This window comes from Pseudomonas sp. GL-B-12, from assembly GCF_019955895.1.
Taxonomy (GTDB): domain Bacteria; phylum Pseudomonadota; class Gammaproteobacteria; order Pseudomonadales; family Pseudomonadaceae; genus Aquipseudomonas.
Genome location: NZ_JAHBCX010000038.1, coordinates 17,140 through 37,237 on the forward strand (window position 1 = coordinate 17,140; position 20,098 = coordinate 37,237).

Here is a 20,098-nt window from a genome sequence, read left to right on the forward strand (position 1 = left end):
GTTACCGCCACCGGGATAACCTCGATGCCGGGGCTCTGTTTTATGAACATTTACCCGTATTGGGCCGGGCAATTGCCTGGCTGAAAAGGAGATTGGGATGAGTCGCACACCCGCACGACGTTACTGGCTGACCGGCGCCAGCAGCGGCATCGGTGCCGCCCTGGCCGAAGAAATCCTGAAAACCGGTGCGCACCTGGCCGTCAGTTCGCGCACCGTGGAACCACTGAAAGACTTGTCGCTACGTTATCCGGGACAGGTACTGGTGGTCGCCGGGGACCTGACCAACAGCCAGACCGTGCGCGAGATCGGCGAGCAGATTGCCGAGGACTGGGGCTCGCTGGACACCGTGATACTCAACGCAGGCACCAGCGAGTACGTGGATGCCAAGCAGTTCGATGCGTCGATTGTCGAGCATGTGGTGCGCACCAACCTGTTGGCCAGCAGCTATTGCATCGAAGCCGCCTTGCCCTTGCTGCGGGCCGGCACCGCACCGCATATGGTGGCCATGGCCAGTACGGTGACTTACCTGCCGCTGCCCAAGGCAGAAGCGTACGGCACCTCGAAGGCCGGGCTGCGTTATCTGCTCGAATCCCTGCGCATCGACCTGGCCCCGGAAGGCATAGAACTCACGGTGATCAGCCCCGGCTTTGTCGAAACGCCGCTGACGGAGAAAAACGACTTCTCCATGCCATTGAGCTGGCCGGTGGAAAAAGCCGCACGGCACATCTTCGAAAAACTCAAGGACCGCCCGTTGGAAATCGCTTTTCCGGCAGCGTTCATGGCCGCCCTCTGGCCGCTTTCCAAACGGCCGGACCAAGTGAAACTGGAGATCGGCAAACGCATGGTGCGCAGCCAGCCACCGATCAAGGATCAACCCTGAAAAGCACCATCATCGGCAGCGGTATCTCGGACGTTCCGATACTTGAGCGTCCGTCAGACCTTTCACACAGCACACGGTGACTGCCTTACACTGCGCGCCATGAAAACCATCCCCCATACGCAAATCGCGGAACCCGCGGTCACATGCTCGACCTGCGCAGCCTGCTGCTGTCAGCTCGAAGTCATGCTGATCACCGATACGGGTGTGCCTGAACGATTCATCGATACCGATGACTGGGGCGGGGAAGTCATGTTGCGTCTGGACGACGGCTGGTGTGCCGCACTGGATCGCAACACGATGATGTGCACTATCTACGAAAAACGCCCGCTGATCTGCCGAGAGTTCGAGATGGGCGCACCGGAGTGCATTGACGAACGCCAGGGAATTTCGACAGCGTATCGCTGATTTCAGAATCACCTAGGAACAAATGTGGGAGCGGGCTTGCTCGCGAAGGCGGCGTGTCAGTCAACAGGGATGTTGAATGTTCCACCGCTTTCGCGAGCAAGCCCGCCCCCACATTGGTGTGTATTCAGCAGTTACAACGGCAACGTGTAATGCAGCGAGTAGCTTTCTACACCGTCGTTGGAACTGGCGAGGCCGGCGTTGGAATAGTGCGTCGCGCGGATCCCGACCTCATGACCGCCATTGAAGCGCAGGCCAAAACCGAACCGGTCTTCAAACTGGAAGGCACTGCCGATGTTGTTGTCTTCGAGTCGGGTATTGGAGAACACCGCCACGCCAATGCCTGCTTCAACGTACGGTTTGACGTTCTGACCGGCAAATTCGTAAACGAACACCGGAGAGAACGACAGGCTGTTATTGCTCGAGGTCTTGTCGCCTTCCCAATAGGTGTAGGCGCCGCTCCAGTAACCGGTCACGCGACCGACGTCACTCTGCCACCAACTCTGGTCCCAATCGAATTGCATGCCCAGTCGATACGTCATGGTCGAATCGCTGGTCTGACCAACCGCGAACTCCACACCTGCCGCCTGAGCGGTAAAAGTGTGCCCCATTAATGCGGCCGCAATCGCGGCCAAACAGAATAGTCGCTTCACGAGAAACTTCCTTTTCCGAACGATTTCGTATGATTTTTTTGTTGCCCAGCCCTGCAAAGCTATAGAAGTCAGCGATTAATCAGAAATTCACCCGACTTTTCGTATTCCCCCAGTCAATCTTCTACCTGTTGAAGCTTCGCACAACGCCACAGGTATTCCACAGTATCGGCAAGATATTTCTGAAATGAACCGGATCGGCGCTGGTCCAGAACTGTGCCTCACGAGCAGGCCCCTCGGCCAGCAGCTCGCCTTCGGCCAGCAGACGCTGAAGTTGCCGCGCGACGGCGGCGCCGGTGTCGATCAGGCTGATGTCCTCGGGGATCATCTGCCGCAGCATCGGCTTGAGAAAGGGGTAATGGGTGCAGCCGAGAATCAGGGTGTCGGCGCCGGCGGCCAGCAGTGGCTCGACATACCCGGCCAACAGCTGGCGCAACTCGGGGCTGCGCAGGTCGCCGTTTTCAATCAGCTCCACCAGCCCGGGACAGGGCTGGGTAATGACTTTCACGTCCGTGGCGAAGCGGTCGAGCAATGCGGCGAACTTGGCGCTCTGCAAGGTACCGGTGGTGGCCAGCACCCCCACCACGCCGGAACGGGTTGCGGCGGCGGCCGGTTTGACTGCCGGCTCCATGCCGACAATGGGCCATTCTGGATAGTCGCGACGCAAGTCGGCGACGCCGGCCACCGTCGCCGTGTTGCACGCCAGCACCAAGGCCTTGGCGCCCTGCTGTCGAAAGAATTCAGCCATCACGCTGCAACGCTGTTGGATAAACTGCGGGGTTTTCTCACCATAGGGAACATTCCCGCAGTCGGCGACGTACAGCAGAGACTCATTGGGCAGCAAACGCTGGATCTCGGCCAGTACCGAGAGCCCGCCGACACCGGAGTCGAACACGCCAATCGGCGCTTCACGCATGTTTCGACCCACAGACGCTGCAACCCGGATCGCGCTTGACCCGCAACTCACGGAAGCGTGTGCTCAAGGCATCGATCAGCAGCAGGCGCCCCACCAGCGGCTCACCGAATCCGGCCAGCAACTTCAACGCCTCCAGCGCTTGCAAACTGCCAACCAGCCCCACCAGCGGACCGACTACGCCAGCCTCGCTACAGGTCAATTCGGCTTCGCTGCCGTGCCCGTATAAACAGTGGTAGCACGGACTCTCCGGCCGACGCGGATCGAACACCGACAGTTGCCCTTCGAGGCGAATCGCCGCGCCGCTGACCAGCGGTTTGCCGGCGGTTACGCAAGCGGCGTTGACCGCTTCACGGGTGGAAAAATTGTCAGAACAATCGAGGACCAGATCCACCCCGGCCACCACGGCGGCCAGCGAATCCTCATCCAGCGCCGCACGATGAGCGATCAACTGGATCTCGGGATTGATCGCGCTCAGGCGCTTGATTGCCGAATCGACCTTGGACATGCCGACGCTGTCGGTGTCGTGAATGATCTGGCGTTGCAGGTTGGTCAGGTCGACCGTATCGAAGTCCGCCAAGTGCAATTCGCCAACACCAGCGGCCGCCAGATACAGCGCCACTGGCGCGCCAAGGCCGCCAAGACCGACGATCAATACGCGGCTTTCCTTGAGCCGCAATTGGCCGTCGATATCGATGTGTTGCAGCAGAATCTGCCGGCTGTAACGCAGCAATTCCTGATCATTCAGCACGGCAGGCGCCCCAGACTGATGCGTTGGTGACCGCCCAAATCGGTGCGGCTGTGGACTTCTTCAAAACCCCGGGTCAGCAGCAAATCGCGAACCGCCTCGGCCTGATCGTAGCCATGTTCGAGCATCAGCCAACCACCGGCATCCAGATGGTCCGGTGCCTGGGCGACGATCAGGCGCAGATCGTCGAGCCCATCGACACCGGCCACCAGGGCGCTGGCCGGTTCGAAGCGCACATCGCCCTCGACCAGATGCGGATCGGTCGCTGCGATGTAGGGCGGATTGCTGATGATCAGTTGAAAACGCTGACCTTCCAGGGCGCTAAACCAATGACTGCTCAGCACTCTGGCGTTGCCCAGGTGCAGGCGCTGGCGATTGCGTTCGGCCAAGGCCACGGCTTCCAGAACACGATCCACGGCGGTGACATTCCACGCCGGACGCTCACTGGCCAGGGCCAGGGCAATTGCGCCGCTGCCGGTGCCAAGGTCGAGTACCTTGGCCGGTGTGGCCGGCAACAACTCCAGCGCGGCTTCCACCAGCAGTTCGGTGTCGGGGCGCGGGATCAGCGTGTGCGGCGCCACTTCCAGGTCCAGCTTCCAGAAACCCTGCTGGCCGAGGATATAGGCCACCGGTTCACCGCTGCGGCGGCGCTGCAAATATTCGGCAAACGTCAGCGCCGCTTCGCTCGGCACGATGCGCTCCGGCCAGGTGTGCAGGAAACTGCGGGACTTGCCCAAGGCCGCCGCCAGCAGCAATTCGGCATCCAGACGCGCCGTCGGCGAGTCGGGCAAATCAGCGGCGCGCAACAAACTGGCAATGATCGTCATTTACTCACCTATCGCTGCCAGTTGATCGGCCTGGTACTCGGCCAGCAACGGCTCGATCACCGCCTCGACGCCGCCGGCGAGGATCTCGTCGAGGGAATACAAGGTCAGGTTGACCCGGTGGTCGGTGACCCGGCCCTGGGCAAAATTGTAGGTGCGAATGCGCTCTGAGCGGTCGCCGGAGCCGACCAGCAACTTGCGCTCACTGGCGATGGCATTGGCCGCAGCGGAGGTCTGCTGATCGTTCAGCTTGGCCGACAACCAGGACATCGCCCGGGCGCGGTTCTTGTGCTGTGAACGTTCTTCCTGGCACTCGACCACGATGCCGGACGGCAAGTGCGTAATGCGGATCGCCGAGTCGGTCTTGTTGACGTGCTGGCCGCCGGCACCGGAGGAGCGATAGGTATCGATGCGCAGGTCGGCCGGGTTGATCTCGATGGCTTCCTGTTCGTCCGGCTCGGGCAACACCGCCACGGTGCAGGCCGACGTGTGGATGCGGCCCTGGGATTCGGTCGCCGGCACCCGCTGCACGCGGTGCGCACCGGATTCGAATTTCAGCTTGCCGTAGACGTTGTCGCCCTCGACCCGGGCAATCACCTCTTTATAGCCACCGTGTTCACCCTCGTTTTCCGAGAGGATCTCCACCCGCCAGCCACGACGCTCGGCGTAACGCGAATACATGCGGAACAGGTCGCCGGAGAAAATCGCCGCCTCGTCGCCGCCGGTACCGGCACGGATCTCGAGGAACACGTTGCGCCCGTCGTTCGGGTCCTTGGGCAGCAGCATGCGCTGCAGGTCGGCTTCGAGCGTGACCAGGCGCTCCTTGGCCTCGCGGACTTCTTCCACGGCCATTTCACGCATGTCCGGGTCGCTGTCCTTGAGCAGTGCCTGGGCGCCTTCGAGGTCGTCCTGCACTTTCAGCAGTTCTTTATAGACGCCCACGATCGGTTCGACTTCCGCGTACTCCTTGGAATAGGTGCGGAACTTGTTCTGATCGGAAATGACCTCGCCGTCGCCCAGCAGGGCGGTCAACTCTTCGAAACGGTCCTGGAGGATATCCAGCTTATTGAGCAGTGACGCTTTCATTGCGGTTTTTTATCCGAAAAGCTATCCGATGAGCCCTCACCGAGGGCAAAGAGTTCCTGGGCCATCGCCAGCGCATCCAGGCGACCTTCGGCAGAGAGCTTTTTCAACTGCACGCTCGGTGCATGCAACAGTTTGTTGGTCAGCCCGCGGGCCAGTTGCACCAGCACCTCTTCGGCACTGCTGCCATTGGCCAGCAGGCGCTGGGCCTTTTGCAATTCTTCGTCGCGTATGCGTTCGCTCTGTTGACGATAGGCCTTGAGCACGTCCACCGCCGCCAACTCGCGCAGGCGGACCATGAAATCTTCGGCACCGATCGAAACCATCTCTTCGGCGGCCTGGGCTGCGCCCTGGCGGCTCTTGAGGTTCTCGGCGACCACTTCGTGGAGATCATCGACGCTATAGAGGTAAACGTCGTCCAACTCGCCGACTTCTGGCTCGATGTCACGCGGAACGGCGATATCCACCATGAAGATCGGTTTGTGCTTGCGCAGTTTCAAGGCGCTTTCCACTGCACCCTTGCCGAGAATCGGCAATTGACTGGCGGTGGAACTGATGACGATATCGCTGCGCACCAGCTCTGCCGGAATATCCGACAGCAACACCGCATGGGCGCCGAACTGCTCGGCCAGAATGCTCGCGCGCTCCAGGGTACGGTTGGCGACCACAATGCGTTTCACACCCAGGTCATGCAGATGGCGGGCGACCAGGGTGATGGTCTCGCCGGCGCCGATCAACAAGGCCTGGCTGCGTTGCAGGTCGCTGAAAATCTGCTTGGCCAGGCTCACCGCGGCAAACGCCACCGACACCGGGTTCTCGCCGATGGCCGTGTCGGTGCGCACCTGCTTGGCCGCATTGAACGTGGCCTGGAACAAGCGCCCGAGCAATGGCCCGATGGTCCCGGCCTCGCGGGCCACGGCATAGGCCGACTTCATCTGGCCGAGAATCTGCGGTTCGCCCAACACCAGCGAGTCGAGCCCGGAAGCCACCCGCATCATGTGACGAACTGCCGCATCATCTTCATGCACATAGGCGCTTTCGCGCAGCTCGTCGTAGCTCAAATGATGATATTCGGCCAGCCAGCGCAGCACGATGTCCGCCGACAGGTGATCCTGTTCTATATAGAGTTCACTGCGATTGCAGGTGGAGAGGATCGCAGCTTCGCGGCTGTCGGTGAGTCGGCAGAGCTGCTGCAAGGCCTCAACCAGCTGCTCAGGGGTAAAAGCCACGCGCTCGCGGACGTCTACTGAAGCAGTCTTGTGGTTAATACCGAGTGCAAGGAAGGCCATTCAAAGTCGCTGATTGTGACGTGAAGCCGACAATTGTCCTACTTCGACGGAATCAGAACAACTACTCGATATCTATCGCGCCGGAAGGTGACGCCAACGTTGCGAGCAGTTCTCGTTTACACATAATTCCTGTAGGAGCTGGCTTGCCAGCGATGAGCTGACTGGCGCCGCTTCTTTCCTGTAAAAACGCGTCATCGTTAGCGACCATCGCAGGCAAGCCAGCTCCTACAGGGGCGGTGTTCATGCGAAAATGCCGGGCCGGTTATGTTTGGCCGAAAGCTTGTGTCATGATGATCCGACCGCAGGTTAGTCGTCCTCTTCCTATATGAATAGATCTTCCGCGTTGCTCCTCGCTTTTGTCTTCCTCAGCGGCTGCCAGGCCTTGGCACCCGTTTCACCGGACGGCACGTCACCGGTTGGAGACAGCACCCCGGCCCCTGAAAAGCCCAAGGTCTACAGCTCATTCAGCGAGGAAACCATCTTCAGCCTGTTGAGCGCCGAACTGGCTGGCCAGCGCAATCGTTTCGACATTGCCCTGGACAACTATGTGACCCAGGCCATCAATACCCAGGATCCGGGCATTTCCGAGCGGGCATTCCGTATCGCCGAATATCTGGGCGCCGATCAGGCAGCCCTGGACACCGCGCTGATCTGGGCCAAAAACGCCCCCAACGACCTCGAAGCGCAACGCGCCGCCGCCGTGCAACTGGCACGCGCCGGGCGTTATGACGACTCCATGGTCTATATGGAGAAAGTCCTGCAAGGCAAGGGCGACACCCATTTCGATTTCCTTGCGCTGTCCGCGGCCGACACCGACCAGGACACCCGCAACGGCTTGATGAAAAGCTTCGACCGTTTGTTGCAACGCCATCCGGACAACGGCCAGCTGATTTTCGGCAAGGCCTTGCTGATGCAACAGGATGGCGATGCCAAAGGCGCGTTGAAGCTGCTGGAAGACAATCCGCCTGAAAACGGCGAAATCGCGCCGATCCTGCTGCGCGCGCGGCTGTTGCAAACCCTGAATCGCGGTGACGAAGCCTTGCCGCTGCTGCAAAAAAGCATCAAGAAATACCCGGACGACAAGCGCCTGCGCCTGACTTACGCACGCATGCTGGTTGAACAGGACCGCATGGACGACGCCAAGGCCGAGTTCTCGAGCCTGGTTCAGCAATACCCGGAAGACGACGAACTGCGTTACTCGCTGGCACTGGTCTGCCTGGAAGCCAAGGCCTGGAACGAGGCCAAGGGTTATCTTGAAGACCTGATCGCCCGGGAAAGCCACGTCGACTCGGCACACCTGAACCTCGGCCGCATCGCCGAAGAACAAAACGACCCGCAAGGCGCATTGATCGAGTACGCCAAGGTTGGCCCGGGCAACGACTTCCTGCCGGCGCAATTGCGACAGGCCGACATCCTGATAGACAACGGCCGGACCGCCGAAGCGCAAAGAAAGCTGGCGGCAGAGCGCGACGAGCAGCCGGATTACGCGATCCAGTTGTACCTGATCGAAGCCGAAACCCTGTCCGCCAACAATCAGGGCGACAAGGCCTGGAATGTTCTGCAACAAGCCTTGCAGCAATATCCGGACGATTTGAACCTGCTCTACACCCGCGCCATGCAGGCGGAAAAACGCAATGACCTGGCGCAGATGGAAAAAGACCTGCGCACGATCATCAAGCGCGACCCGGACAATGCCATGGCGTTGAACGCCCTCGGCTACACCCTGTCCGACCGCACCACGCGCTACGCCGAAGCCAAGGCCCTGATCGAACAGGCGCACCAGATCAGTCCGGAAGACCCGGCGGTACTCGACAGCCTTGGCTGGGTGAATTACCGCATGGGCAATCTCGACGAAGCCGAGCGCCTGCTGCGCCAGGCCCTGGAACGCTTCCCCGATCAGGAAGTCGCCGCTCACCTGGGCGAAGTCCTGTGGGCCAATGGCAAGCAGCGTGAAGCCAAACAAGTCTGGGGCAAGTTCCTCAAGGAACAACCCGACAGCCCGGCCCTGCGGGGCACCATCAAACGCCTGACCGGATCAGAGACTCTTTAAGATTATGTTTTTGCGCCATTTCATCGTTTTCAGTTTCATCGCCCTGCTCGCCGGTTGTGCGGGCCTGGGTCCCCGCGAATCGGTCGAGGGGCACGGCAACCCTGCCCAATGGCGCGAGCACAAAGAACAACTGACCAGCCTCGATGGCTGGCAGATCGACGGCAAGATCGGCATCCGTGCCCCGAAAGACTCGGGCAGCGGCACGCTGTTCTGGTTGCAGCGCCAGGATTACTACGACATTCGCCTGTCCGGACCTCTGGGCCGCGGCGCGGCTCGCCTGACCGGACGTCCGGGCAAGGTGTCGCTGGAAGTCGCCAACCAGGGACGTTACGACGCACCGAATCCGGAAGTGCTGCTCGAAGAACAGCTGGGCTGGAAGCTGCCGGTGTCCAACCTGGCCTGGTGGGTGCGCGGGCTCCCGGCTCCGGACAGTAAAAGTCGCCTGACGCTGGATGGCGACAGTCGTTTGGCCAGTCTCGAACAGGACGGTTGGCAGGTCGAATACACCGAATACACCCAACTGAACGGTTACTGGCTGCCCGAACGGATCAAACTGCATGGCACCGACCTGGATGTCACGCTGGTGATCAAGACTTGGCAACCGCGCAAATTGGGGCAGTGAAATGCCAGCCAATCGCCTGACTTTACCCTCGCCGGCCAAACTCAATTTGATGCTGCACATTCTGGGTCGCCGCGAAGACGGCTACCACGAACTGCAAACGATGTTTCAGTTTCTCGATTACGGCGACGAAATCACCTATGCCCTGCGCGATGATGATGTCATTCAACTGCACACCGAATTCCCAGGCGTCCCCCACGACAGCAACCTGATCGTCAAGGCCGCCAGAAAACTTCAGGAGCAATCCGCTTGCTCGCTGGGCGTCGACATCTGGATCGAAAAAATCCTGCCCATGGGCGGCGGCATTGGTGGCGGCAGCTCGAATGCCGCAACGACTTTGCTCGGTCTTAATCATCTGTGGCAATTGGGCTGGGATGAAGATCGCCTGGCTGGGCTGGGGTTGACGCTGGGCGCCGACGTCCCGGTTTTCGTACGTGGCCACGCGGCTTTTGCCGAGGGCGTGGGGGAGAAACTGACCCCTGTAGACCCGGAAGAACCGTGGTATCTGGTGCTGGTGCCGCAAGTCTCTGTAAGTACGGCAGAAATTTTTTCAGATCCGTTGTTGACACGTAACACTCCTCCCATTAAAGTGCGCCCCGTTCCCAAGGGAAACAGTCGAAATGACTGCTTGCCGGTGGTAACAAGGCGTTATCCAGAGGTACGTAACGCTTTGAATTTGTTAGGTAAATTTACCGAAGCAAAACTCACCGGAACTGGAAGTTGTGTGTTTGGGGGCTTCCCAAGCAAAGCTGAAGCTGATAAAGTCTCGGCCCTTCTTACAGAGACCCTTACAGGGTTTGTAGCAAAAGGAAGCAACGTTTCGATGTTGCATCGCAAGCTGCAAAGTCTGCTCTAAAGGAACCGATTACCGGGTAATCGTTGCAACAAATACAGGGGCGTCGCCAAGCGGTAAGGCAGCAGGTTTTGATCCTGCCATGCGTTGGTTCGAATCCAGCCGCCCCTGCCATTTTCCTATACTCATCCAGGTTACCCTCAGCCTTCAGGTACTGCGCGTGTCCAAGATGATGGTCTTTACGGGGAACGCTAACCCCGATCTGGCTCGGCGTGTCGTACGTCAGCTGCATATCCCTCTCGGTGACATCTCTGTCGGTAAATTTTCCGACGGCGAAATTACAGCCGAGATCAATGAAAACGTCCGCGGTAAAGACGTCTTCATTATTCAGCCGACTTGCGCTCCGACCAACGATAACCTGATGGAACTGGTAGTGATGGCTGATGCCTTCCGCCGCTCCTCGGCTACTCGTATCACTGCTGTTATTCCTTACTTTGGTTATGCCCGTCAGGATCGCCGTCCGCGTTCCGCACGTGTGGCTATCAGCGCGAAAGTCGTGGCTGACATGCTTACCGTAGTCGGCATCGACCGTGTTCTCACGGTTGATCTGCATGCTGACCAAATCCAGGGTTTCTTCGATATTCCGGTAGATAACATCTACGGCTCCCCGGTTCTGGTGGATGACATCGAAGATCAGCGCTTCGAAAACCTGATGATCGTGTCCCCGGACATTGGCGGCGTCGTGCGTGCACGTGCCGTTGCCAAATCCCTGGGCGTGGATCTCGGGATCATCGACAAACGCCGTGAGAAAGCCAATCACTCTGAAGTGATGCATATCATCGGTGATGTCGAAGGGCGTACCTGTATTCTGGTCGATGACATGGTCGATACCGCCGGCACCCTGTGCCACGCGGCCAAGGCCCTGAAAGAGCATGGCGCTGCCAAGGTTTTCGCCTACTGCACACACCCTGTGCTGTCCGGTCGGGCGATCGAAAACATCGAAAATTCCATGCTGGACGAACTGGTGGTGACTAACACCATCCCGTTGTCCGCTGCTGCACAAGCCTGCTCGCGTATCCGTCAACTGGATATCGCGCCGGTAGTTGCCGAGGCGGTTCGCCGCATCAGCAATGAAGAATCGATCAGCGCGATGTTCCGCTAAGGGCCCTGCCCTTCTCGAAATGTCTCGTTGACGAAAAGCGCCCCGCCCCGGCATTCCTGTCGGGGCGGGGCTTTTTTGCCCATATCGCCTTTAGCGCTGGTCGCAAACGCTGGGGCGAATGTGGTTATTTTGGAGATACAACATGAACGATTTTACCCTGAATGCTGAAGTGCGTTCCGACCTGGGGAAAGGTGCGAGCCGCCGCCTGCGTCGTCTCGCAAGCCTGGTTCCAGCTGTAGTTTACGGTGGCGAAAAAGCCCCTGAATCCATCAGCATGCTGGCCAAAGAAGTTGCCAAACTGCTCGAAAACGAAGCGGCTTACAGCCACATCATCGAGCTGAACGTTGGTGGCACCAAGCAGAACGTCGTGATCAAAGCCCTGCAGCGTCACCCGGCCAAAGGCCACGTGATGCACGCTGACTTCGTACGCGTAGTAGCTGGCCAGAAACTGACCGCTATCGTTCCAGTGCACTTCATCAACGAAGAAGCACCGACCAAGAAAGGCGGCGAAATCTCGCACGTTGTTGCCGAGATCGAAGTTACCTGCCTGCCGAAAGATCTGCCTGAGTTCATCGAAGTCGACCTGACTAACGCTGAAATCGGTTCGATCATTCACCTGTCGGACCTCAAGGCTCCTAAAGGCGTTGAGTTCGTGGCCCTGGCACACGGCGATGACAAGGCTGTTGCCAACGTCCACGCTCCACGTGTTGCTCCAGAAGCTGCAGAAGGCGCTGCAGAGTAATTTTACTCTGTACGCCGGAGTGACCGGAAACATCGCGGACTAGAGCATAGCGAGAAAGCGGGCGAGAACGCGGAGTTTACATCATGGTAAATGAGCAATTTTCGTCCACTTTCGCCGCTCTCCCTGATTGCAGCGATGTTATCCACCACTCCAAGGAAGGGCCCCTATCGTGACTGCCATCAAACTGATCGTTGGCCTGGGAAATCCAGGCGCTGAATACGAACAGACCCGGCATAACGCAGGGGCCCTTTTTGTTGAGCGCATCGCGAACGCACAAGGCGTGAACCTTGTGGCGGACCGCAAATATTTCGGCCTGACCGGGCGCTATTCGCATCAGGGTCAGGATGTTCGTCTGCTGATTCCCACCACGTACATGAACCGCAGCGGCCAGGCCGTGGCGGCACTCGCCGGTTTCTTCCGCATCAAGCCTGAAGAAATCCTCGTGGCGCACGACGAACTCGACCTGCCTCCGGGCGTTGCCAAGCTCAAGCAAGGCGGCGGCCATGGCGGTCACAACGGGTTGCGCGACATCATTGCGCAACTGGGCAATCAGAATACCTTTCATCGCTTGCGGCTTGGCATTGGCCACCCGGGCGTTGCCAGTATGGTTTCAAATTTCGTCCTGGGTCGTGCGCCACGCGCCGAACAGGAAAAACTCGATGCCAGCATCGACTTTGCCCTCGGCGTGCTGCCGGATATCCTCGCCGGGGAATGGAACCGCGCGATGAAAAACCTGCACAGCCAGAAGGCCTGACTCTTATCCGAGGGGAAACACCATGGGATTCAATTGCGGCATCGTCGGCCTGCCTAACGTCGGCAAGTCCACCCTGTTCAACGCCCTGACCAAATCCGGGATCGCGGCCGAAAACTTCCCCTTCTGCACCATCGAGCCCAACAGCGGTATCGTGCCGATGCCGGATCCGCGCCTGGATGCCCTGGCGGCCATCGTCAATCCAAAGCGCATCCTGCCGACCACCATGGAATTCGTCGACATCGCAGGCTTGGTCGCTGGCGCGTCGAAAGGTGAAGGCCTGGGCAACAAGTTTTTGGCCAACATCCGTGAAACCGATGCCATCGCCCACGTGGTCCGCTGCTTCGAAGACGAGAACGTGATTCACGTCTCCAACAGCGTCGACCCGAAACGCGACATCGAAATCATCGAACTGGAACTGATCTTCGCCGACCTCGACAGCTGCGAGAAGCAACTGCAGAAAGTCGCGCGCAACGCCAAGGGCGGTGACAAGGACGCAGTGGTCCAGAAAGGCCTGCTGGAGCAACTGATCGCCCACTTCACCGAAGGCAAGCCAGCGCGCAGCCTGATGAAGAACATGGGTGCCGACGAGAAAGCGGTGATCAAGGGCTTCCACCTGCTGACCACCAAACCGGTCATGTACATCGCCAACGTCGCTGAAGACGGTTTCGAGAACAACCCGCACCTGGACGTGGTACGCGCCATTGCAGAAGAAGAAGGCGCCGTGGTTGTTCCGGTGTGCAACAAGATCGAAGCGGAAATCGCCGAGCTCGATGACGGCGAAGAGAAAGACATGTTCCTCGAAGCCCTGGGCCTCGAAGAGCCTGGCCTGAACCGCGTGATCCGCGCCGGCTACGAAATGCTGCACCTGCAGACCTACTTCACCGCCGGTGTCGAAGAAGTCCGCGCCTGGACCGTCCGCGTCGGTGCCACCGCACCACAAGCCGCCGGCGTGATCCACACCGACTTCGAAAAGGGCTTCATCCGCGCCGAAGTGATCGCCTACAACGACTTCATCCAGTACAAGGGCGAAGCCGGTACCAAGGAAGCCGGTAAATGGCGCCTGGAAGGCAAGGACTACATCGTCAAAGACGGCGACGTGATGCACTTCCGCTTCAACGTGTAAGCCTCACGCCCAAGAAAAAGCCGCGTTTGATACGCGGCTTTTTTGTGCCTGAAACATTCATCCGCCCCACCACCGAACAACTGTGGGAGCGGGCTTGCTCGCGAAAGCGGTGTTTCAGGCGAAATAGATGTCGACTGACACGCCCTCTTCGCGAGCAAGCCCGCTCCCACAGGGGGATTTGTGTCGGCTCAGGCCTTTTTGGTACGCGGCAGGAAGATCGCCAACACCCCGAACAGCGGCAGGAACGAACACAGGTAGTACACGTACTCGATGCCATGTATGTCCGCCAGATGCCCGAGCAACGCCGCACCAATCCCGCCGAAGCCGAACATCAAGCCGAAGAACACCCCGGCGATCATCCCGACATTGCCCGGCACCAATTCCTGGGCGTACACCACGATGGCCGAGAACGCCGAGGCGAGGATGAAGCCGATGACCACGCTGAGGATGCTGGTCCAGAACAGGTCGACATGGGGCAGCAGCAATGTGAACGGTGCAACGCCGAGGATCGAGAACCAGATCACCGCCTTGCGCCCGATCTTGTCGCCGATCGGCCCGCCGAAGAATGTCCCCGCCGCGACCGCGCCGAGAAACAGGAACAGGTGCAACTGCGAACTGGCCACCGACAGGTCGAACTTCTCGATTAGGTAAAAGGTGAAGTAGCTGGTAAGGCTCGACATGTAGAAATACTTGGAGAACACCAGTAACCCGAGCACCACCAACGCACTGGTCACTCGCCCCCTGGACAGGCCGTGAGTCGCCGCCTGGCCTTGCTTGAGCTTGAACAGGTTCAAGTGGTTGGCGTACCAGCGGCTGATCCGGTAGAGCACGAACAGCGCAAACACCGCGAACAGGCCGAACCAGGCCACGTGCCCCTGGCCGTAGGGAATGATGATCGCCGCCGCCAGCAACGGGCCGAACGCCGAGCCTGCGTTACCGCCGACCTGGAAGGTCGATTGCGCCAGCCCGAAGCGCCCGCCCGAAGCCAGGCGCGCCACGCGGGACGCTTCCGGGTGGAAGGTCGATGAACCGATGCCGATCAGCCCCGCCGCCAACAGGATTAGCGGGAAACTGGCGACCACCGACATCATCAGAATGCCGACCAGGGTGCAGACCGTACCCGCCGGCAACAACCACGGCTTGGGATGGCGGTCGGTGTAGTAACCGACCCACGGTTGCAGCAGCGAGGCCGTCAACTGGAACGTCAGGGTGATCAGGCCGACCTGAGTGAAGGTCAGGCCATAGTTGGCCTTGAGCATCGGATAGATCGACGGCAGCACCGACTGGATCAGGTCGTTGATCAAGTGCGCCAGCGCTACGGCGCCGATGATGCGCATCACCAGGGGACTGCTTTGGGGCGTAGCGGACGCCGGCACTGAGCCGGTCTGGGCGTTGCTGATAGCCATGGGAATTTCCAGACAACAGGAGGTACAAACGAGCAGGTGCGTCAATGTGCCATTTTTCAGTGCGGCAACGCCATCCCCTTAGCCTGCTAACGACTTGGTTTTTTCATCGCCACAACCTTGATGGCGCAAAGCCATGGTCTGAATCTTGCCTTCCTTGTCTGCTTGAACGCGGCTTCCTTACAAAGGAGACCGACAATGGGAAGTTTCGCTACAGAGTCAGCCTACAGAGCGGACAAGGGTGAACTTTCGAGGCCTTTTTAGAGGGCACGAGTCGGGGGTGCGACAACCTCCGGCGCACGCCAATAGTGCGTGGTGTCCAGAGGAGTCATGGGGCATGCAGGCTTTTTTATCACCGGGGATCGGGCTGCTGGGGCGTTTTGGCTTCGCACGTAAATTCCAGCTGTTGTTTCTGCTGTTTATCCTGCCGCTGGCCGGCAGCCTGTGGATGATCGGCCAGGACTATCGCGACAAGCTCAGCCTGATCTCCGGCGAACGCGCAGGGGTGCGGCAATTGCTTGCGCTCGATGCGCTGGATGACCTGCTCGCCGCCCAGCGTGATCGCGCCGCCCGGTGGCGCGCCACGGAAACCAATCGCCAGCCAACGCCGGCCACCCTCGCCGCGATGGCCGCCTTCGATGCGGTTCAGCCCGCCGTCAGCCAGGCCACTGCCGAGTTGGGCAATGCCCTGCAAAAAGAAAGTGCCGAGGGTGAAACCCTGACGCGTTACCAGGCCCTGCAAACCGCCCTCGATGGCCTCGATTCAAAAAGCCTGAGCAATGTCGGCTGGTGGCCCGATGGCTACGATCGCTTCACCAACACCTTGAGCGCCTTGCAAGCCTTGCGCGAGCAGATCGCCATGGACAATCGCCTGACGCTGGCACCGTGGCTGGAGACTTATTTGCTGACGCAGATCTCCACCCAGCATGCGCCAGACCTGATCGAACGGGTCGGTCGTCTGGCGGCGGTGGGGCAGGCCTCGGTGGTGTCCGGACAGTTCACCCTGCAAAGCCGCCTGCAACTGCGCGACCTGCGCAGCCGCATCGGCGATGCGCGCGAGCAGCTGGTGAAAACCGCAGGCCTGCTCGAAGCGCGCTTGCCCAGCGCCCTGCAAACCTGGGCCGGGCAATACCATGACAGCCTCAAGCGCCTCGATGCGGGCCTGAAGGTGCTGGATGATGGCGTGTTCGGCGGCAGCATCAACCTCAAGCCGGAGGATTTCGAACGCAGTCTCGATGCCCTGCTCTCCGACCTCGCCTCGTTGCGCCAGCAGTCGCTGGTGTCGCTGGATCAACGCCTGGATTACTACCACGACTCGGCGATCCGCCAGTTCATTGTGGTGGCCGCCGTGCTGGGCTGCCTGCTGTTGGCCGCGCTGTATCTGTTCATCTGTTTGCAGGCCTCGATCCGCCGCAGCGCCAGCGGCATCACGGTACTGGCCGAGGCCTTGCGCGATGGCAATCTGAGCCTGCAAGTGCCGGTTCAGGGCCGGGACGAACTGGCGGTCATCAGCACCGCGCTGAACGTCGCCGTGGTGCAACTGCGCACCAGCCTGCAAGGGGTGGATCATGAAACCCTGCAACTGAGCAACGCGGTACAAACCCTCAACCATCATTCCAGCGACGCCCTGGGCGAAGTCGAAGCCCAGCAGTTGCAGATCAGCCAGATTGCCGCTGCGGCGACGCAACTGGCCGCCACCTCCAAAGGGGTGGCCCACAGTTGCGAACAGGCGTCCGGCAGCGCCCAGCACACCCGGCGCATTGCCGCCGACAGCAGCCGTGACAGCCAGCGCACCACCGCGAGCATCCAGCAACTCAATCAACGCCTGAACGAGACCGCTGCGGCGCTGGGCCGAGTCAGCGAGCAGGGACAGCAGATTCAACTGGTGGTCGACACCATTCGCGGCGTCGCCGAGCAGACCAACCTGCTGGCACTCAACGCCGCCATCGAGGCGGCTCGGGCGGGCGAGCAAGGGCGTGGCTTCGCGGTGGTGGCCGATGAGGTGCGCAGCCTGTCCCAACGCACGCAATCGTCGACCGCACAGATTGCCGGTACGGTCGACAGCCTGCGCAACACCGTGAATGAGGCCGTCAGCCTGATGCAAGCCGCGTGCAGTCAGGCAGAGTCCGATGCACAAGCGGTCACTGGCCTTGGTGAACGGCTCGGGGAAATCGCCAGTGCGGTGCAGAGCGTCACCGATACCCTGGCGCAAATCGCCGCGGCGGTGGAAGAACAGGCCAGTACCGCCGACGAGGTCAGCGGCAATATCCAGCAGGTCGATCAAGCGGCGGTGCGTTTGCTCGAAGGTGCCCGCGCGGTGAACCAGGCCGCGGATACCCTGAGCCACGGCAGCAAGGCCCTCAGCGCCAACACCGGGCGCTTCCGCTTGAGTTGAGTCCGCCAGGACTTCTCAGGCGCGGATCACCGCCTCCGGGAAGTCCTGCTCCAGTTCGCTCCTGAGCCAGTCGATAAACCACGCCACGTCCGCCGAGAGCTCGGCGGTCGGCGTCAGCACCCGATAGCTTTCCAGCTTCACTTGCGCGTCCACCACCCGCACCAGCTTGCCGCGATGGAGTTCTTCGCGCACCAGCACTTCGTTGGCCAGTGCAATGCCCTGCCCGCTCTCGGCCACCGACAATGCGTGGTCGTTGTTGACGTAGAGCATGTCCGAATTGAGGTGGATGTCGAGGTCGTTGGCGGCGAACCACAGGTTCCACCACTCGCCGTCGTCGACGTGGATCAGGTTGTGCTTCACCAGGTCCGCGGGGCTGTCGATGGGCTCGACGCTGGCCAGATAATCGGGGGAACAGATCGGAAACACTCGAGGACAAATCAGGCTGGTGCGCGAGTGGGCATATTGGCCGTCCACCCCGTAGACGATGCCCAGGTCAGCGCTTTTGCCATCCACTTCGGTGAAGGTCGAATTGGGTTCGATGGCGAACTTCAAGCCCGGGCGCAGATGACGCATGGCCTCGATGCGCGGCATCAGCCAGCGCTTGGCGAACCCCGGCACCACCATGATGCGTAGCCAGCGCTCGGCATGCTTGGGCTGCGCCTCTTTTCCGGCCTCGATGATCAGCTGCAAGGCGGCGGTGATCTTGCGGTGGTACTTCTCCCCCGCCGTCGTCAGGTTGACCCCGCGAGAGGTGCGCTCGAACAGTTGGATGCCCAGCCAGTCTTCCAGCAACTTCACGTGACGGCCGATGGCAGGCTGAGTCACGTGCAGGGCTTTGGAGGCTTCGACATAGCTGCCCAACCGGGCCGCGGCATCAAAGGCACGCACCGCGTTGAGCGGCGGCAAACGGTGGTCAGGCATGGTTTCCGGGCGCCTTCTGCTGTTAAATTTTTTAACAGCCCCTATGTTAAAATTGAAGTTTCGCCCCCGCAACCCCTCGCTGATAATCGATCCACAGCAGAACAAAAAAACAGCTGGTTACAACACCCGAACGCAATCTCGATCCTGCCCAGAAAAATAATATCCATGGCCCGACGGCACAGCTGTTTTCAGCACGTGCACAGGCGATGGGGGAATCGGAGGTAACGCATGAATGCCCTGCATTCGCTGCAAACGCTGGCGGTGTCCATCCGCTCAGTGCGCAAAGTCTACGGTGATCCAAAGACTGGCCCGGTGGCGCTGAAAAGCATCGACCTGGACATTCGCGACAACGAGTTCTTTACCCTTCTCGGCCCTTCGGGCTGCGGCAAAACCACGCTCCTGCGGATGATCGCCGGGTTCGAATTCCCTACCGAAGGCGAGATTCTGCTCTACGGCGAAAACATCGCCGACCGCCCGCCCTTCCAGCGTCCGGTCAACACGGTGTTTCAGCATTACGCGTTGTTCCCGCACATGACCATCGCCGAGAACCTGGCGTTTGGTCTTGAATCCCACCCGATGGGCAAAGTCCTGAACAAAACGCAAATGGCCGAACGGGTGCGCGAGATGCTCGCCCTGGTGCAGATGGAGCGCTTTGCCAACCGCAAGCCAGCGCAGCTGTCCGGCGGTCAGCAACAGCGCGTCGCCCTCGCTCGCGCATTGGCGCCGCATCCCAAAGTCTTGCTGCTCGACGAACCGCTCTCGGCGCTGGACCTCAAGCTGCGCCAGGCCATGCGCGAAGAGCTGAAAACCATTCAGGCGCGCACCGGCATCACCTTCATCTTCGTCACCCATGACCAGGAAGAAGCCCTGACCATGTCCGACCGCATCGCCGTGTTGTCCGAAGGCGAAGTGCAGCAGGTCGGTCGGCCGGAGGACATCTACGAACGCCCGCGCAATCGCTTCGTGGCGGACTTCATCGGTGAAACCAACTTCATCGAAGGCACGGTCACCCGCGTCGAAGACGGCCTGGCGTGGTTCGCCGGCCCGGCCGGTCATCCGCTGCCTGCGCAGCCGTGCAGCGATGTGCAAGTCGGTGCCAACGTCGCATTGTCCGTGCGCCCCGAGCGTTTGCATCTGGTGCCAGCCACCACTGAGAACGCTCTGCCGTGCCGGATCGAGGCGCAGATCTACCTCGGCACCGACCTGCAATACCAGATCAGCCTGAGCGACGGTTCGCGCCTCACCGTGCGCACCCCCAACTGCGTCGACCAGGGCAAACGCTTCGCCGTCGGCAGCCAGGCCGGTCTGTTGTTCGACCAGGGCAGCGCCAGCGTCCTGCACGATTGA

At 60.3% G+C, this 20,098-nt stretch carries 19 protein-coding genes, 1 tRNA gene and 1 pseudogene; 13 read left to right on the forward strand and 8 right to left on the reverse strand.

What is annotated here, in order from left to right:
• Positions 1–2 precede the first annotated feature (2 nt).
• The 3 genes and pseudogenes from KGA85_RS20820 to KGA85_RS20830 all read left to right on the forward strand — a co-directional run.
• A pseudogene (locus KGA85_RS20820) lies at positions 3–101 on the forward strand (transcriptional regulator); the annotation flags it as partial.
• Positions 98–880, forward strand: coding sequence for an SDR family NAD(P)-dependent oxidoreductase (locus tag KGA85_RS20825; RefSeq protein ID WP_223543350.1), 783 nt, complete (start codon positions 98–100; stop codon positions 878–880). The pseudogene KGA85_RS20820 and the gene KGA85_RS20825, both read left to right, overlap by 4 nt.
• Positions 881–979: 99 nt before the next feature.
• On the forward strand, positions 980–1,285 hold the full coding sequence (locus tag KGA85_RS20830; RefSeq protein WP_007981864.1) for a YkgJ family cysteine cluster protein: 306 nt from the start codon (positions 980–982) through the stop codon (positions 1,283–1,285).
• 131 nt (positions 1,286–1,416) lie between these two features.
• Here the strand turns inward: KGA85_RS20830 and KGA85_RS20835 are convergent, their stop codons facing one another.
• The 6 genes from KGA85_RS20835 to hemA form a co-directional block, all read right to left on the reverse strand.
• A complete protein-coding gene (locus tag KGA85_RS20835) occupies positions 1,417–1,935 on the reverse strand; it encodes an acyloxyacyl hydrolase (protein ID WP_223454734.1) in 519 nt (172 codons plus the stop codon).
• Positions 1,936–2,056: 121 nt separating this feature from the next.
• Positions 2,057–2,848, reverse strand: coding sequence for a glutamate racemase (murI, locus tag KGA85_RS20840; protein WP_223454732.1), 792 nt, complete (start codon positions 2,846–2,848; stop codon positions 2,057–2,059).
• Positions 2,841–3,596 (reverse strand): molybdopterin-synthase adenylyltransferase MoeB, encoded by a 756-nt coding sequence (locus KGA85_RS20845; protein WP_223454730.1) that lies wholly within the window; start codon positions 3,594–3,596, stop codon positions 2,841–2,843. Before KGA85_RS20845 ends, murI begins: the two co-directional genes overlap by 8 nt.
• Entirely contained in the window at positions 3,590–4,420 is an 831-nt protein-coding gene (gene prmC / locus KGA85_RS20850; protein WP_223454728.1) for a peptide chain release factor N(5)-glutamine methyltransferase, read from the reverse strand. The genes KGA85_RS20845 and prmC overlap by 7 nt, the downstream gene beginning before the upstream one ends.
• Positions 4,421–5,503: a peptide chain release factor 1 gene (prfA, locus tag KGA85_RS20855; RefSeq protein WP_090457658.1), complete on the reverse strand. Its 1,083-nt coding sequence runs from the start codon at positions 5,501–5,503 to the stop codon at positions 4,421–4,423. It lies immediately after the preceding gene.
• The gene (gene hemA, locus KGA85_RS20860) at positions 5,500–6,789 is read right to left on the reverse strand and encodes a glutamyl-tRNA reductase (protein ID WP_223533241.1); all 1,290 of its coding nucleotides are present in this window, start codon (positions 6,787–6,789) and stop codon (positions 5,500–5,502) included. Before hemA ends, prfA begins: the two co-directional genes overlap by 4 nt.
• Positions 6,790–7,114: 325 nt before the next feature.
• Here hemA and KGA85_RS20865 point away from each other — a divergent pair, with 325 nt between their 5' ends.
• From KGA85_RS20865 to ychF, 8 genes are all read left to right on the forward strand, one after another.
• Entirely contained in the window at positions 7,115–8,839 is a 1,725-nt protein-coding gene (locus tag KGA85_RS20865; RefSeq protein ID WP_223454725.1) for a tetratricopeptide repeat protein, read from the forward strand.
• Positions 8,840–8,843: 4 nt separating this feature from the next.
• Positions 8,844–9,461: a lipoprotein insertase outer membrane protein LolB gene (gene lolB / locus KGA85_RS20870; protein ID WP_223454723.1), complete on the forward strand. Its 618-nt coding sequence runs from the start codon at positions 8,844–8,846 to the stop codon at positions 9,459–9,461.
• Between the two features lies 1 nt (position 9,462).
• Entirely contained in the window at positions 9,463–10,314 is an 852-nt protein-coding gene (gene ispE, locus KGA85_RS20875; RefSeq protein WP_223543351.1) for a 4-(cytidine 5'-diphospho)-2-C-methyl-D-erythritol kinase, read from the forward strand.
• Positions 10,315–10,350: 36 nt separating this feature from the next.
• Positions 10,351–10,425 (forward strand) — tRNA-Gln (locus KGA85_RS20880).
• 46 nt (positions 10,426–10,471) lie between these two features.
• Positions 10,472–11,413 (forward strand): ribose-phosphate pyrophosphokinase, encoded by a 942-nt coding sequence (locus KGA85_RS20885; protein ID WP_003208392.1) that lies wholly within the window; start codon positions 10,472–10,474, stop codon positions 11,411–11,413.
• 142 nt (positions 11,414–11,555) lie between these two features.
• Complete coding sequence (locus tag KGA85_RS20890) at positions 11,556–12,155, forward strand: 50S ribosomal protein L25/general stress protein Ctc (RefSeq protein ID WP_223454719.1); 600 nt, start codon at positions 11,556–11,558, stop codon at positions 12,153–12,155.
• Between the two features lie 169 nt (positions 12,156–12,324).
• Entirely contained in the window at positions 12,325–12,909 is a 585-nt protein-coding gene (pth, locus tag KGA85_RS20895; RefSeq protein WP_046030136.1) for an aminoacyl-tRNA hydrolase, read from the forward strand.
• 22 nt (positions 12,910–12,931) lie between these two features.
• The gene (ychF, locus tag KGA85_RS20900; RefSeq protein WP_150728018.1) at positions 12,932–14,032 is read left to right on the forward strand and encodes a redox-regulated ATPase YchF; all 1,101 of its coding nucleotides are present in this window, start codon (positions 12,932–12,934) and stop codon (positions 14,030–14,032) included.
• A 188-nt stretch (positions 14,033–14,220) separates the two neighbouring features.
• Here the strand turns inward: ychF and KGA85_RS20905 are convergent, their stop codons facing one another.
• Positions 14,221–15,438, reverse strand: coding sequence for an MFS transporter (locus KGA85_RS20905; protein ID WP_223543352.1), 1,218 nt, complete (start codon positions 15,436–15,438; stop codon positions 14,221–14,223).
• Positions 15,439–15,772: 334 nt separating this feature from the next.
• Here KGA85_RS20905 and KGA85_RS20910 point away from each other — a divergent pair, with 334 nt between their 5' ends.
• Entirely contained in the window at positions 15,773–17,830 is a 2,058-nt protein-coding gene (locus tag KGA85_RS20910) for a methyl-accepting chemotaxis protein (RefSeq protein WP_223543353.1), read from the forward strand.
• Between the two features lie 15 nt (positions 17,831–17,845).
• On the opposite strand, the gene KGA85_RS20915 is transcribed toward KGA85_RS20910, so the two are convergent.
• Positions 17,846–18,751 (reverse strand): LysR substrate-binding domain-containing protein, encoded by a 906-nt coding sequence (locus KGA85_RS20915; protein WP_223543354.1) that lies wholly within the window; start codon positions 18,749–18,751, stop codon positions 17,846–17,848.
• Between the two features lie 228 nt (positions 18,752–18,979).
• Between KGA85_RS20915 and KGA85_RS20920 the strand changes: the two genes are divergently transcribed.
• Complete coding sequence (locus KGA85_RS20920) at positions 18,980–20,098, forward strand: ABC transporter ATP-binding protein (protein ID WP_223454714.1); 1,119 nt, start codon at positions 18,980–18,982, stop codon at positions 20,096–20,098.